The organism is Pseudomonas sp. S3_C06 (assembly GCF_054667675.1).
In genome coordinates this window covers 1,229,283-1,243,218 of record NZ_CP162747.1, presented here as the reverse complement: position 1 = coordinate 1,243,218, position 13,936 = coordinate 1,229,283, and the positions used below count along the sequence as shown (strand labels likewise).

Sequence of the window (13,936 nt, the reverse complement as noted above, 5' to 3'; positions counted from 1 at the left end):
TGATTACTCCGTGCCCGCAGGGTCGGTTTGCAGTTTGGTTTCGACTTCTATCGCAGGTTTTGCGTTCGGCTTGACCCACCAGGTACTGATGCCGATGTCGTATTTCGGTGAGACCTTCGGGTGGCCGATGTGATTCCAGTAAGCCACGCGCCAGGTCTTGATGTGCCAGTTGGGCACTACGTAATACCCCCATTGCAGCACACGATCGAGTGCGCGGGCGTGGGCCACCAGGCTTTTGCGCGAGTCAGCGTTGATCAGGTTCTCGACCAGTTGATCGACGATCGGGTCTTTCAAGCCCAAGGTATTGCGGCTGCTCGATTTATCGGCAGCGGCGCTCATCCAGTACTCGCGCTGCTCGTTGCCTGGCGAGTTGGACTGCGGAAAACTGCCGACCATCATGTCGAAGTCCCGCGAGCGCACGCGGTTGATGTACTGCGAAACGTCGACGCGGCGGATCACCAGATCGATGCCGAGGTCGCTGAGGTTGCGCTTGAACGGCAGCAATACGCGCTCGAACTCGGTCTGCGCCAAGAGAAATTCGATCACAACAGGTTTGCCCGTGGCGTCGACCATTTTGTCGTCGACAATCTTCCAGCCGGCCTCTTGCAACAGTTGGTAGGCCTCGCGCTGCTGGGCGCGGATCATGCCGCTGGCGTCGGTCTTGGGATTGTCGAACGCTTCACTGAACACCTGCGCCGGCAGCTTGCTGCGGAACGGCTCAAGGATCGCTCGTTGATCGGCGTCGGGCAGGCCGGTGGCGGCCATTTCCGAGTTCTCGAAATAGCTGCGGGTACGGAAGTAGGCACCGTTGAACAGTTGTTTGTTGGTCCATTCGAAGTCGAACAACAGACCCAGCGCCTGACGCACGCGCACATCCTGAAACACCGGGCGGCGCAGGTTGAAGACGAAACCCTGCATGCCGGTCGGGTTACTGTTGGCGATCTGCTCCTTGATCAGGCGGCCTTCAGTGACGGCCGGAATGTTGTAGGCGTTGGCCCAGTTTTTTGCGGCCATCTCCAGCCAGTAATCGAACTGGCCGGCCTTCAAGGCTTCAAGGGCGACAGTGTTGTCGCGGTAGTAATCGGTGGTCATCGTGTCGAAATTGTAGAAACCGCGATTGACCGGCAGGTCCTTGCCCCAGTAATCCTTGACCCGCTCGTAACGCACCGAACGTCCGGCCTTCACTTCGGCGACCTTGTACGGGCCGCTGCCCAGCGGAATCTCCAGGTTACCCTTGTTGAAATCGCGATCGGCCCACCAGTGTTTCGGCAGCACCGGCAACTGGCCGAGGATCAGCGGCAACTCGCGGTTGTTGCTGTGCTTGAACTTGAACAGCACCTTGAGCGGATCTTCAGCGACGACTTCGGCGACATCGTTGTAGTAACCGCGAAACATCGGCGAGCCTTCCTTGGTCAGGGTGTTGAAGCTGAACACCACGTCGTCCGCGCGCACCGGGTGGCCGTCATGGAAACGTGCTTCGGGGCGCAGATAGAAGCGCACCCAGCTGTTGTCCGGGGCCTTTTCGATTTTGCCGGCGATCAGGCCGTATTCGGTGAATGGCTCGTCAAGGCTGTGCTTGGTCAGGGTGTCGTAGATCTGCCCGAGGTCATCGGCCGGCACACCCTTGCTGATAAACGGGTTGAGGCTGTCGAAGCCGCCGAAGCCGGCCTGACGGAACACGCCGCCCTTGGGCGCGTCGGGATTCACGTAGTCGAAATGCTTGAAATCGGCCGGGTATTTCGGCGGCTCGTTGTACAGGGTCACGGCGTGTTGCGGGGCGGCCAAGGCCAGCCCGGCGAACAGCAAGCCGCTGGCCTGGACGAGCAGGGCGCGGATCGGTTTCATTGATCTTTCTCCGAAGACTTCAGCCACCATGCGCTCAGGCCCAGGGTGTAGGGCGGCGTGGTGACGAAGGCCAACCGGTTGCGGTAGGCCAGACGGTGATAATTGAGATACCAGTTGGGAATGCTGTAGTGCTGCCAGAGCAGCACACGGTCGAGCGCCTTGCCGGCGGCGACCTGTTCGTCGCGGGTGCGCGCGGCGAGCAATTGTTCGAGCAGGTGATCGACCACCGGATTGGCGATCCCCGCGTAATTCTTGCTGCCCTTGACGTTCACCTGACTGGAGTGGAAGTACTGCCACTGCTCAAGGCCTGGGCTTAAGGTCTGGTTGAGCGTCATCGAGATCATGTCGAAATCAAATTGATCGAGGCGCTGTTTGTACTGCGCCCGATCCACGGTGCGCAGGCGCGCGTCGATGCCGATGCTGTTGAGGTTCTCGATGTAGGGCTGGTACAGGCGCTCCAGGTTCGGATTGACCAGCAACAGCTCGAAGCGCAGCGGTTGGCCGTCAGCATTTTGCAGGCGCTGACCGTTGAGCTTCCAGCCAGCTTCGGCGAGCAACGCCAATGCCTTGCGCATGGTTTCCCGGGGAATGCCGCGACCGTCTGTTTGCGGCAACGTGAACGGCTCGGTGAACAGCTTGGCCGGCAGTTGATCCTTGTACGGCTTGAGCATCAGCCATTCCCCCCCGACCGGCAGGCCGGAGGTTGTGAATTCACTGTTGGGGTAGTAACTGGTGGTGCGCTTGTAGGCATCGCTGAACAGTGCGCGGTTGGTCCACTCGAAGTCGAACATCAGGCCCAGCGCTTCGCGGGTTTTCACATCGGCGAAGGTGGCGCGGCGGGCGTTCATGAACAGACCCTGACTTTGGGTCGGGATCTGATGCGGGATCTGCGCCTTGATCACGTCGCCACGGCGGATGGCGGGGAAGTTGTAGCCGTTGGCCCAGTTCTTCGCCTGATGCTCGATGTAGATGTCGAACTCGCCGGCCTTGAACGCTTCGAAGGCGACATCGCTGTCGCGGTAGAACTCGACTTCCATGCGATCGAAGTTGTACTTGCCGCGATTGACCGGCAGGTCCTTGCCCCAGTAATCCTTGACCCGCTCGAAGATCAACTGCCGACCCGGCGTCACCGAAGTGATGCGATAGGGGCCGCTGCCCAGTGGCGGTTCGAAGGTGGTGGCCTTGAAGTCGCGGTCTTTCCAGTAGTGCTGCGGCAGCACCGGCAATTCACCGAGGCGCAGGATCAGCAGCGGATTGCCCGAGCGCTTGAGCACGAAGCGGATGCGCTGTTTGTTGAGAATGTCGACGCGCAGCACTTCCTGCAGCGCGGTGCGGTACAGCGGATGACCGTCCTTGAGCAGCGTTCGATAGGAGAACGCTACGTCGTAGGCAGTGATTGGCGTGCCGTCGTGAAAACGCGCTTCCGGGCGCAGATTGAACACCACCCAGCTGCGATCTTCGCTGTACTCCACCGATTGCGCGATCAAGCCGTAACTCGAGGCGGGCTCGTCACCGGATGGCGAATATTGACCGGTGCCGACCATCAACGGCTCGTTCAGCTCATTGATGCCGTATTGGAGGAAATTCGCTGTAGTGACCGGGCTGGTGCCCTTGAAGGTGTACGGATTGACCGTATCGAAGGTGCCGAACGCCATCACCCGCAACGTACCGCCCTTGGGCGCTTGCGGGTTGACCCAGTCGAAGTGGGTAAATCTGGCCGGGTACTTGAGCGTGCCGAACTGCGCATAACCGTGACTTTCGGTAATCGTCGCGCTTGCGGTTGAGCTCAAGGCCAGGCTGATCAGGAGCAGGAGGAGGGGACGCTTCAAGTCAGATCCGATCCAGGCGGCTTGGGCTTAGTGGGCCGTACAGTAACAGCTTGTCTGGACTGGAAAAAGATGGGAGTTAATGCGCGGTTAATCGTTTGCGCGAAGAGCCCCTCACCCTAACCCTCTCCCGGAGGGAGAGGGGACTGACCGAGTTGTTTCTTCGAGCTACGCCGACCTGAGCTGTCGAGTCGAACTCACGTTTTGAAAAGCCCCTCACCCTAACCCTCTCCCGGAGGGAGAGGGGACTGATCGTGGTGTTTGGGCGAATTGCACCGACGTGCGATACCGAGCCGGACTCAGAATCTGAAAAGCCCCCGATCGGCTCCCTTTCCCCCTCGCCCCCTTGGGGGGAGAGGGCTGGGGTGAGGGGGATGGATCTAAAGCACACCACAAAAATGTGATCCAAAAAAAAGCCCCTGCAAACTCAGGGGCTCTTCGATCAATGCGGCTGGTAAACCGTGAGCATCTGCCCCGGCTTCAACGCTTTACCCGCACCCGGGTTCCAGCGCTTGAGATGCTGCATCTCAACGTTGAATCGCTTGGCCACGACGTACAGCGTGTCGCCGCGCTTGACCTTGTACTGGGTCTGCTGCGCGCTGTCGTCCTTGCCTTTGCTCTTGCTGTTGGCCGCAATCACTGTATTGACGCGGCCAGACTTGCGAGCCGGCGCACGTTTGCTGGTGTCCTGCATCACCAGGGTCTGGCCGACCTTGAGGTTCTTGCCGGTCAGCTTGTTCCAGCGCTGCAGATCCTTGACTTCGACCTTGTTGGCCTTGGCGATGGAGCCGAGGTTGTCGCCACGCTTCACGCGGTAAGCACGCTTGAGTTTTGCCACCTCGGAAGGATCGGCACCCTCGAACACCGGCTTCAGCGAACGCGGGCTGATCAGCTCGTCAGGCCGCATGGTCTGCAGGCTGGCGGTCAGCAGTTGCGCCTTCGACGTTGGCACCAGCAAATGCTGAGGGCCATCGATGGTGGTGCGTTGCTTGAAGGCCGGGTTGAGCTGGAACAGTTCGTCTTCGTCGATATTGGCAACCGCGGCGACCTTGGACAGATCCATGCGCTGGTTGATTTCGACGACCTGGAAGTACGGTTCGTTGGCGATCGGGTTGAGGTTGACCCCGTAGGCTTCCGGCGCCAGTACCACTTGCGACAGCGCCAGCAGCTTCGGCACGTACGCCTGGGTTTCTGCCGGCAGCGGCAGGTTCCAGTAGTCGGTTGGCAGGCCTAGCTTTTCGTTGCGTTCGATGGCACGGCTGACCGTACCTTCGCCGGCGTTGTACGCCGCCAGGGCCAGCAGCCAGTCGCCGTTGAACATGTCGTGCAGGCGGGTCAGGTAGTCCATCGCTGCGGTGGTCGAGGCGGTGATATCGCGACGGCCATCATAGAAGCGGGTCTGACGCAGGTTGAAGTAACGCCCGGTGGACGGAATGAACTGCCACAGACCCACCGCATCGGCGCGCGAATAGGCCATCGGGTTGTAGGCGCTTTCAATCACTGGCAGCAGGGCCAGTTCCAGCGGCATGTTGCGTTCTTCGAGGCGTTCGACGATGTAGTGAATATAGAGACTGCCGCGTTCGCCGGCATTCTCGAGGAAAGAGGGATTACTGGCGAACCACAGGCGCTGTTGCTCGATGCGCGGGTTGACGCCGAGACCTTCCTGCAGCTGAAAGCCCTGGCGCATGCGTTCCCAGATGTCCTGGGGAACCTGTGGGCTGGGCTTTTCGGTCAGCCAGATCGGCTTCTGCTTGGCTCGCGCAGCAATGTTCGGCGTATGGGTCGCTTCAGTCTGCGGAGCATGGCTGGAACAGCCCGCCAGCGTGGCGGACACAGCCACCGCGATGGCTTGCGCCAGGCGGGTCAATGCGTCTGAATTGACGGACTTACGTATGGATGACGACATTGGCTGGAAGTAAGTTCCGGGCAAAAATGTCGGGCGATTCTAGAAAGCGCACCCCTTGCGGTCAACCATTCAGAATTTTTGTACCAGGCAGCGGGGTACTTAGAACTTATCTTTCCAAGCCCGCAGAGCCGCAAATACCTCACTCGGCGCCCGGTTTTGAGCGCCTGCCCGTTCGTCCACTTTTTGTGTAACTAATGTTTCAGTGGTACGCAAAAACGGGTTTGTGAGTTTTTCCAGAGCGAGGGTCGAGGGCAGGGTCATCACGCCGTTTTGCCGTTGCTGGGTGACTTTTTCCAGACGGGCGGCAATGTCCGGGTTGCTCGGTTCGACGGCGGCGGCAAACTTCAGATTGCTCAGGGTGTATTCATGGGTGCAGTAGACCAGCGTATCTTCCGGTAACGCGGCGAGTCGCCCGAGCGAGTGGTGCATTTGCTCCGGTGTGCCTTCGAACAAGCGGCCGCAACCGGCAGCGAACAGGGTGTCGCCGCAGAACAGCAAGCCGTGGTGGTAATAGGCGATGTGTCCCAAAGTGTGACCGGGCACCGCATAGACGTCGAAATCCCAGCCGAGCACGCTGACGCTGTCGTTGTCCTTGAGCGCCACGTCGCGCCCGGGGATGTTTTCGCTGGCCGGGCCGTAAACGGTCGCGCCGCTCGCGGCTTTCAGGCGTTCGACGCCGCCGACGTGATCATGGTGATGGTGGGTGATCAGGATGTCGCTCAAGACCCAGCCTGGGTGCGCTGCAAGCCACGCCTGTACCGGTGCGGCATCGCCGGGATCGACCACCGCGCAGCGCTGGGTACGGTGATCCTGTAACAACCAGATGTAGTTGTCGGTGAACGCGGGCAGGGCACTGATCTGTATCATCGTCGGAATTCGCCAAGCGGAAAACATTGGCGCATCTTAGTAGTTCCTGGCGCTTTGGAGAATGCGATGAGTGATAAAGCGTTCGCACAGGCTGATCCTGACTGGCTGGCCCTGATCGGTGCAGCCCGTGAATGGCTGTCCGGCCCGCTCGGGCAATTTCTGCTCGATGAAGAGCGGCGCATGCTCGAAGACGAGTTGGGCCGATTCTTTGGCGGTTATCTGGTGCATTACGGTCCATCGGCCGAAACCCCGCCGGCGGCGCCGCAAGTTCAGCGCAATGTGCGCCTCGGTGCGCCGTTGCCGGGGGTCGAGATTGTCTGCGAAGAGCAGGCCTGGCCGCTGAGCGAGCACGCCGCCGACGTGGTGGTGATGCAGCACGGCCTGGATTTCTGCCTGTCGCCCCACGGTTTGCTGCGTGAAGCAGCGAGCAGCGTGCGCCCCGGCGGGCATTTGCTGATCATCGGCATCAACCCGTGGAGCACCTGGGGCTTGCGCCATGTTTTCGCCCACGACGCCTTGCGTCAGGCGCGCTGCATCTCACCGTCACGGGTCGCTGACTGGCTCAATCTGCTCGGCTTCGCGCTGGAGAAACGCCGCTTCGGGTGCTATCGTCCGCCGCTCGCGTCGCCCAAGTGGCAGGCCCGTCTGGCCGGCTGGGAACGCAAGGCCGGTGACTGGCAACTGTCGGGCGGCGGCTTCTATTTGTTGGTCGCGCGCAAGATTGTGGTCGGGCTGCGACCGTTACGTCAGGAGCGCCGCGAGCCGATGGGCAAGCTGATTCCGCTGCCGATGGCCAAGGTCAATCGCCGGCGCATCGAACCGTAAACCTTCTTTTATTTGTGGCCGGGTTTGTCCCGGCCTCGGTCATTGTCGATCCGTGATCGGCAAGACAGGCATTTTTCTGGATAGAGTGGCATGAGCGAAAGCGTTGAAAGCGTCGACACTGTAGAACTGTTCACTGACGGCGCCTGCAAAGGCAATCCCGGCCCGGGCGGCTGGGGCGCCTTGCTGGTGTGCAAGGGCGTCGAAAAGGAACTGTGGGGCGGCGAAGCCAACACCACCAACAACCGCATGGAACTGCTCGGCGCGATCCGCGGCCTCGAAGCCTTGAAGCGCCCGTGCGAAGTGCTGCTGGTGACCGACTCGCAATACGTGATGAAGGGCATCAACGAGTGGATGGCCAACTGGAAAAAACGTGGCTGGAAAACCGCGGCCAAAGAGCCGGTGAAGAACGCTGATCTGTGGAAAGAGCTGGACGAGCAGGTCAACCGCCACAAGGTCACCTGGAAATGGGTGCGTGGGCACATTGGCCATCACGGTAACGAGCGGGCGGACCAGTTGGCGAACCGTGGCGTCGATGAGGTTCGCGGTTACAAGCAGAGCTGATTTCGCCTCGGAACCGTGGCGCGGCCATTCGCGAGCAGGCTCGCTCCCACACTGGATCGTGTTCACAACACAAATCCACTGTGGGAGCGAGCTTGCTCGCGAATGGGGCGCCACGGTCCACCTGAAACACCCCACCGAGCGTGTTAACATCCGCGTTTTTTGCAAGATCGACCCGTTGAGAGCTGAACACTGATGGCCACCAGATCCGTTGTACTCGATACCGAAACCACCGGCATGCCGGTGACCGATGGTCACCGGATCATTGAAATCGGCTGTGTCGAACTGATCGGCCGACGCCTGACGGGCCGGCATTTTCACGTTTACCTGCAACCGGATCGCGAGAGTGATGAAGGCGCCATCGGCGTCCACGGTATTACCAACGAGTTCCTGGTTGGCAAACCACGGTTTGCCGAAGTGGCCGATGAGTTCTTCGAATTCATCAAGGGCGCACAGCTGATCATCCACAACGCGGCGTTCGACGTTGGCTTCATCAACAACGAATTCGCTTTGATGGGCCAGCACGATCGCGCTGACATCACCCAGCACTGCTCGATCCTCGATACCTTGATGATGGCCCGGGAACGTCACCCGGGGCAGCGCAACAGCCTCGATGCGTTGTGCAAACGTTATGGCGTCGACAACTCGGGCCGTGAACTGCACGGCGCCTTGCTTGACTCGGAGATTCTCGCCGACGTCTACCTGACCATGACCGGCGGCCAGACCAGTCTGTCGCTGGCGGGCAATGCGTCTGACGGTAACGGCACGGGCGATGGCGCGGACAACTCGGCGACCGAGATTCGTCGCTTGCCTGCGGATCGTCAGCCAGCGCGGATCATTCGTGCGACCGAAGATGAATTGGCGGCGCATCAGGTGCGGCTGGAAATCATTGCCAAGTCTGCCGGTGGCCCGGCGTTGTGGACGCAGATCGCCGAGGCGGACGCTCAGGCTTGAAGATCAAGAGATCGCAGCCTTCGGCAGCTCCTACATTGGAATGCGATCCTCTGTAGGAGCTGCCGAAGGCTGCGATCTTTTGTTTTTGGCGGTATGAAGCCAAGTGGCCACCCTCGCCACTTTGCCTGCAACCCTCTACCCTGAGTGCATTGGCCGATTCAATTCTGCCGCCTCGGGACACTGAGCCTCATGTACAAAGATTTGAAGTTTCCGGTGTTGATCGTCCATCGCGACATCAAGGCCGACACGGTCGCCGGTGACCGTATCCGTGGCATCGCCCGGGAGTTGGAGCAGGAAGGGTTCAATATCGTTTCGGCCATCGACTACACCGAAGGGCGGTTGGTGGCATCCACCCACCATGGCCTCGCCTGCATGCTGATTGCCGCCGAGGACGCCAGCACCAACTCGCATCTGTTGCAGAACATGGCCGAACTGATCGGTCTGGCGCGGGTGCGCGCACCGGATCTGCCGATCTTCGCCCTCGGCGAGCAAGTCACTCTGGAAAACGCTCCGGCCGATGCCATGGCCGAGCTCAATCAACTGCGCGGCATTCTCTATCTGTTCGAAGACACCGTGCCGTTCCTGGCCCGGCAAGTCGCGCGGGCGGCGCGCAAGTATCTGGATGGTTTGCTGCCGCCGTTTTTCAAGGCGCTGGTGCAGCACACCGCCGACTCCAATTATTCCTGGCACACCCCCGGTCATGGCGGTGGGGTGGCCTATCACAAGAGTCCGGTGGGGCAGGCGTTTCATCAGTTCTTTGGCGAAAACACCCTGCGTTCGGATTTGTCGGTGTCGGTGCCGGAGCTTGGCTCGCTGCTCGATCACACCGGGCCACTGGCCGAAGCTGAAGCGCGCGCGGCGCGCAATTTCGGCGCCGATCACACCTTTTTCGTGATCAATGGCACCTCAACGGCTAACAAGATTGTCTGGCACTCGATGGTCGGCCGTGACGATCTGGTGCTGGTCGATCGCAACTGCCACAAGTCGGTGTTGCACGCGATCATCATGACCGGCGCGATCCCGTTGTACCTGTGCCCGGAGCGTAATGAACTGGGAATTATCGGCCCGATCCCGCTGAGCGAATTCAGCCGCGAATCGATTCAAGCGAAGATCGACGCCAGCCCGCTGACCAAGGGCCGCGCACCGAAAGTCAAACTCGCGGTGGTCACCAACTCGACTTACGACGGCCTCTGCTACAACGCCGAGCTGATCAAACAAAGCCTCGGCAATAGCGTCGAAGTGCTGCATTTCGATGAGGCCTGGTACGCCTACGCGGCGTTTCACGAGTTCTTCGCCGGGCGTTACGGCATGGCCACCTCGCGCAGTGACGACAGTCCGCTGGTGTTCACTACCCATTCCACGCACAAACTGCTCGCTGCCTTCAGTCAGGCCTCGATGATTCATGTGCAGGACGGCGGCGCGCGGCAACTCGATCGTGATCGTTTCAATGAAGCGTTCATGATGCACATCTCGACCTCGCCGCAGTACAGCATCATCGCCTCACTCGATGTTGCCTCGGCGATGATGGAGGGCCCGGCCGGGCGTTCGCTGTTGCAGGAAACCTTCGATGAAGCGCTGAGCTTCCGTCGCGCGCTGGCCAATCTGCGCCAGCACATTGCCGCCGATGACTGGTGGTTTTCGATCTGGCAGCCGCCGGGTGTCGAAGGCATTGATCGCGTACAGACCGAGGATTGGCTATTGCAACCGGATGCCGACTGGCATGGTTTCGGCGAGGTCAGTGACGATTACGTCTTGCTTGATCCGATCAAGGTCACGCTGGTGATGCCGGGGCTGAATGCCGGCGGTGCGCTGAGCGAGAAGGGTATTCCGGCTGCGGTGGTCAGCAAGTTTCTATGGGAACGTGGCCTGGTTGTTGAAAAAACCGGTCTGTATTCATTTCTGGTGTTGTTCTCCATGGGCATTACCAAAGGCAAATGGAGCACATTGCTCACCGAGCTGCTGGAGTTCAAACGCAGTTACGATGCCAACGTACGCCTCGATACCTGCCTGCCGTGCGTAGCCCAGCAAGACACCGCGCGTTATCGCGGCATGGGCCTGCGCGATTTGTGTGATCAGTTGCACGCCTGTTATCGCAGTAATGCCACGGCCAAACACCTTAAACGCATGTACACCGTGCTCCCGGAAATCGCCATGAAGCCGGCTCACGCCTATGATCATCTGGTGCGTGGCGAAGTCGAAGCGGTGCCGATCGATGAGCTGGAAGGCAGGATTGCAGCGGTCATGCTCGTACCGTATCCGCCGGGGATTCCGCTGATCATGCCCGGCGAACGCTTTACCGAGTCGACTCGCTCGATCATCGATTACCTGAAATTTGCTCGCACGTTCGATAGCAGCTTCCCCGGTTTTGTCGCTGATGTGCATGGACTTCAACATGAAGATGAAGGCAATGGACGGCAGTACACCGTCGATTGCGTCAAGGAATGAGGACTTTTCCCAGTATGCAACCGGTCATGAATCCGAAATACCCAGGGCTGTCGGTGCGTGTCGCCGATGAAGGCTTTGCGCCGTATATCTGGGGCAGCGACTTCAGTTTCGAAGTCGCCGCCTATGGCGCGGCCGTGATTGGTCAGCCCGTTGAGCAGTGGCGGGTCACGCCGATCGTGCCTTATCGCAAGTGCTACGGCATCGATCCGGAGGAGTTCAGCGCCTTTCACAATGCGCCCGACAGCGCGATTTTCATGGCGTATCTGGACGATGAACCGGTCGGCCATCTGGTGATCAGCACCAACTGGAATGGGTTTGCGCATATCGACGAGTTGGCGGTGCACGCGCCGGCGCGTCGGCATGGTGTGGCCAAGGCACTGCTCGATGTCGCCCAGTTCTGGAGCCGCAAGAAAAAGCTGCCGGGGATCATGCTCGAAACCCAGAACAACAACCTCGGGGCCTGTCGATTGTATGAACGCTGCGGTTATGTGATTGGCGGAGTCGACCAATTGCGCTATCGCGGCATCGACCCGAACACCGCCGAAGTGGCGCTGTTCTGGTATCGATTGTTCGATAATCCGCTGGAAAACCCGCTCAGCTCGACAGCATCGCCTCGGCTTGTTCCGTGATGATCGTCAGTAACGTCTGAATCGCTGATGACGGCGCGGAGTGCTTGAAGGTCAGGGCATAGAGGCTGATCGGCACGGCCGGCGACAGCGGGCACACGTCGAGTCCGGCGGCGCGCGCGCCCAGTGCGGTGAACGGGTCGACGATGGCCAGGCCTTCGCCGGCCTCGACCATGCTGCGCATCATCTGATGGGTTTGTACGCGGGTCTGGATGCTCGGCGCCGGACGCAGGGCCTGGAGCTTGTTTTCCAGCGCCGGGCTCAGCGGGTCCTGGCCTTCAAGGCCGACCATGGCCTGACCCGCCAGATCCTGCAGGGAAATGTATTTCTGTTTCGGTTGCAGCCAGCCGTGGGGCGCGAGCAGTTGCAGCTTGCCCTGGGCCAGTGGCCGGCAATCAATGTCGGGATGTTCGGGATCGTGCAGGCTCAAGCCCAGATCAATTTCGCGCAATAACAGGCTGCGGACGATCTCGCGGGTCGGTGCGCTGAGCAGGCTGCACGGTGCATCGGGCAGACGTCGGCGCAGGGCGGCGAGACTGTGTGGGAGTAATTGTTGCGCCAGCGGCGGGGTGCCGATGATGCGCAAGGGCGGGGCGAGGTATTGCTTGAGGCTGCTGGCCAGGCGCTGCACCGGCTCCAGCGCTTCATAGACATGGGCGATTTCGACCTGCAACGCCCGTGCTTCGGGCGTCGATTGCAGGCGCCCGCGCACGCTGGCGAACAGCATGAACCCCAACTGACTCTCGGCTTCGCGCAAACGCTCTTCGACCTCGGTCACCGGCAACTGCAGCCATTCGGCCGCGGTGCCCAGGTGACCGGTCTGCAAGAGCGCCTGAATCACTTCGATATGACGTAAACGCATGCGTGAAGTCCATGTTCAGCAGGTGGGGTCAGTGGCTGAATCCTACCCCAAGTCTGCGCATATGACTTCTGCTCATAACGGCCAGTTATGAAGCGACGGTTGGCTCAGGTTCGCGGATCAGGGTGATGCCTGACTGAACCAGAAGAAACTCGCTCTCACTGACCTTGTTGACGCGATCGCCAATGGCCAGTTTGTAAATCGGCTCCGAGCCAGTGGAACCGTCTGCCGACGGGTTGGATTCCTGGAACTCATGCACGGAATAAACGCGGCCTTCCGCATCTCTTGCATGGAACTGACCGACGAGTACTGCTGCCATCTGCTTAGAACCTCTGGAGATAAAACGCTTGATTTGCGGCTTGGTAGACCGCCATCAAGGCCTGTAAGTTTTCCTACAGGAAAAAAATAATCAGCTCGCGGGATTTTCCCATCGGGTGCTGGTGGAATCGTCACCGGATCATCTATAACTACTGGCTCCTCCCACGGACCATCGAGAGTCTTCCATGAGCAATGTCTACAACGTCGCTGTAGTGGTCGGTAGCCTGCGCAAAGCATCGATCAACCGCAAGGTCGCTCTGGCACTGGCAGAGCTGGCCCCGGCCAACCTCAAGCTTGAGATTGTCGAAATTGGCGATTTGCCACTTTATAACGAAGACATCGACGGTGATTCACCGCCGGCAGCCTACAGCACTTTCAGGCAAAAAGTGGCGTCATCCGACGCGGTGCTGTTTGTCACCCCCGAGTACAACCGTTCGGTGCCGGCGCCGTTGAAGAATGCCATTGACGTTGGATCGCGGCCTTATGGCAAGGCTGTCTGGAGTGGCAAACCGGGGGCGGTGATCAGTGTATCGCCCGGTGCAATCGGTGGTTTCGGCGCGAATCAGCATCTGCGCCAGTCGTTCGTGTTTCTCAATGTACCGTGCATGCAGCAGCCGGAAGCGTATCTGGGCGGCGCGGGTTCGGCGTTTGATGAGGCGGGTAAGTTGAGCGAATCGGTGAAACCTTTTCTGCAGAGTTTTATCAATGCGTACGGACAATTCGTAGAGCAACACAAGAAGTAAGCTCACCGAAATCCCTGGCACAACAGAGATCCTGTGGGAGCGAGCTTGCTCGCGAAGGGGCCATCAGCCACACATCATGAGTGACTGACAGTCCGCCTTCGCGAGCAAGCTCGCTCCCACAGGTTTTAGTGTTTAGCTCTTCTACTTAATTTAAGGCTGTTGCG

Annotated in this window: 12 protein-coding genes; 6 read left to right on the top strand and 6 right to left on the bottom strand. The window is 59.8% G+C overall.

Annotation, left to right across the window (positions count from 1 at the left end; genetic code table 11):
- Window positions 1-3: 3 nt before the first annotated feature.
- The 4 genes from AB4N44_RS05250 to gloB form a co-directional block, all read right to left on the bottom strand.
- Complete coding sequence (locus AB4N44_RS05250; protein WP_127928575.1) at window positions 4-1,845, bottom strand: extracellular solute-binding protein; 1,842 nt, start codon at window positions 1,843-1,845, stop codon at window positions 4-6.
- A complete protein-coding gene (locus tag AB4N44_RS05245; protein ID WP_460109881.1) occupies window positions 1,842-3,674 on the bottom strand; it encodes an extracellular solute-binding protein in 1,833 nt (610 codons plus the stop codon). Before AB4N44_RS05245 ends, AB4N44_RS05250 begins: the two co-directional genes overlap by 4 nt.
- Before the next feature lie 439 nt (window positions 3,675-4,113).
- Window positions 4,114-5,577, bottom strand: coding sequence for a transglycosylase SLT domain-containing protein (locus AB4N44_RS05240; RefSeq protein WP_102899186.1), 1,464 nt, complete (start codon window positions 5,575-5,577; stop codon window positions 4,114-4,116).
- A 99-nt stretch (window positions 5,578-5,676) separates the two neighbouring features.
- Entirely contained in the window at window positions 5,677-6,444 is a 768-nt protein-coding gene (gene gloB / locus AB4N44_RS05235; RefSeq protein WP_316916622.1) for a hydroxyacylglutathione hydrolase, read from the bottom strand.
- A gap of 66 nt (window positions 6,445-6,510) precedes the next feature.
- On the opposite strand from gloB, the gene AB4N44_RS05230 reads away from it, so the two are divergent.
- From AB4N44_RS05230 to AB4N44_RS05210, 5 genes are all read left to right on the top strand, one after another.
- Window positions 6,511-7,269, top strand: coding sequence for a class I SAM-dependent methyltransferase (locus tag AB4N44_RS05230; protein ID WP_007910573.1), 759 nt, complete (start codon window positions 6,511-6,513; stop codon window positions 7,267-7,269).
- Window positions 7,270-7,359: 90 nt separating this feature from the next.
- Window positions 7,360-7,830: a ribonuclease HI gene (rnhA, locus tag AB4N44_RS05225; RefSeq protein WP_007910572.1), complete on the top strand. Its 471-nt coding sequence runs from the start codon at window positions 7,360-7,362 to the stop codon at window positions 7,828-7,830.
- 192 nt (window positions 7,831-8,022) lie between these two features.
- Window positions 8,023-8,781, top strand: coding sequence for a DNA polymerase III subunit epsilon (dnaQ, locus tag AB4N44_RS05220; protein ID WP_150774720.1), 759 nt, complete (start codon window positions 8,023-8,025; stop codon window positions 8,779-8,781).
- A gap of 189 nt (window positions 8,782-8,970) precedes the next feature.
- Window positions 8,971-11,226 (top strand): Orn/Lys/Arg family decarboxylase, encoded by a 2,256-nt coding sequence (locus AB4N44_RS05215; protein ID WP_127928569.1) that lies wholly within the window; start codon window positions 8,971-8,973, stop codon window positions 11,224-11,226.
- Between the two features lie 14 nt (window positions 11,227-11,240).
- A complete protein-coding gene (locus AB4N44_RS05210) occupies window positions 11,241-11,855 on the top strand; it encodes a GNAT family N-acetyltransferase (protein WP_034152338.1) in 615 nt (204 codons plus the stop codon).
- On the opposite strand, the gene AB4N44_RS05205 is transcribed toward AB4N44_RS05210, so the two are convergent.
- Complete coding sequence (locus AB4N44_RS05205; RefSeq protein ID WP_460109885.1) at window positions 11,821-12,714, bottom strand: LysR family transcriptional regulator; 894 nt, start codon at window positions 12,712-12,714, stop codon at window positions 11,821-11,823. The two genes, AB4N44_RS05210 and AB4N44_RS05205, sit on opposite strands and share 35 nt — an antisense overlap.
- 85 nt (window positions 12,715-12,799) lie before the next feature.
- A complete protein-coding gene (locus AB4N44_RS05200; protein ID WP_127928565.1) occupies window positions 12,800-13,030 on the bottom strand; it encodes a hypothetical protein in 231 nt (76 codons plus the stop codon).
- A gap of 184 nt (window positions 13,031-13,214) precedes the next feature.
- Between AB4N44_RS05200 and AB4N44_RS05195 the strand changes: the two genes are divergently transcribed.
- Entirely contained in the window at window positions 13,215-13,772 is a 558-nt protein-coding gene (locus tag AB4N44_RS05195) for an NADPH-dependent FMN reductase (protein WP_108226072.1), read from the top strand.
- The last annotated feature ends 164 nt before the right edge of the window (window positions 13,773-13,936 follow it).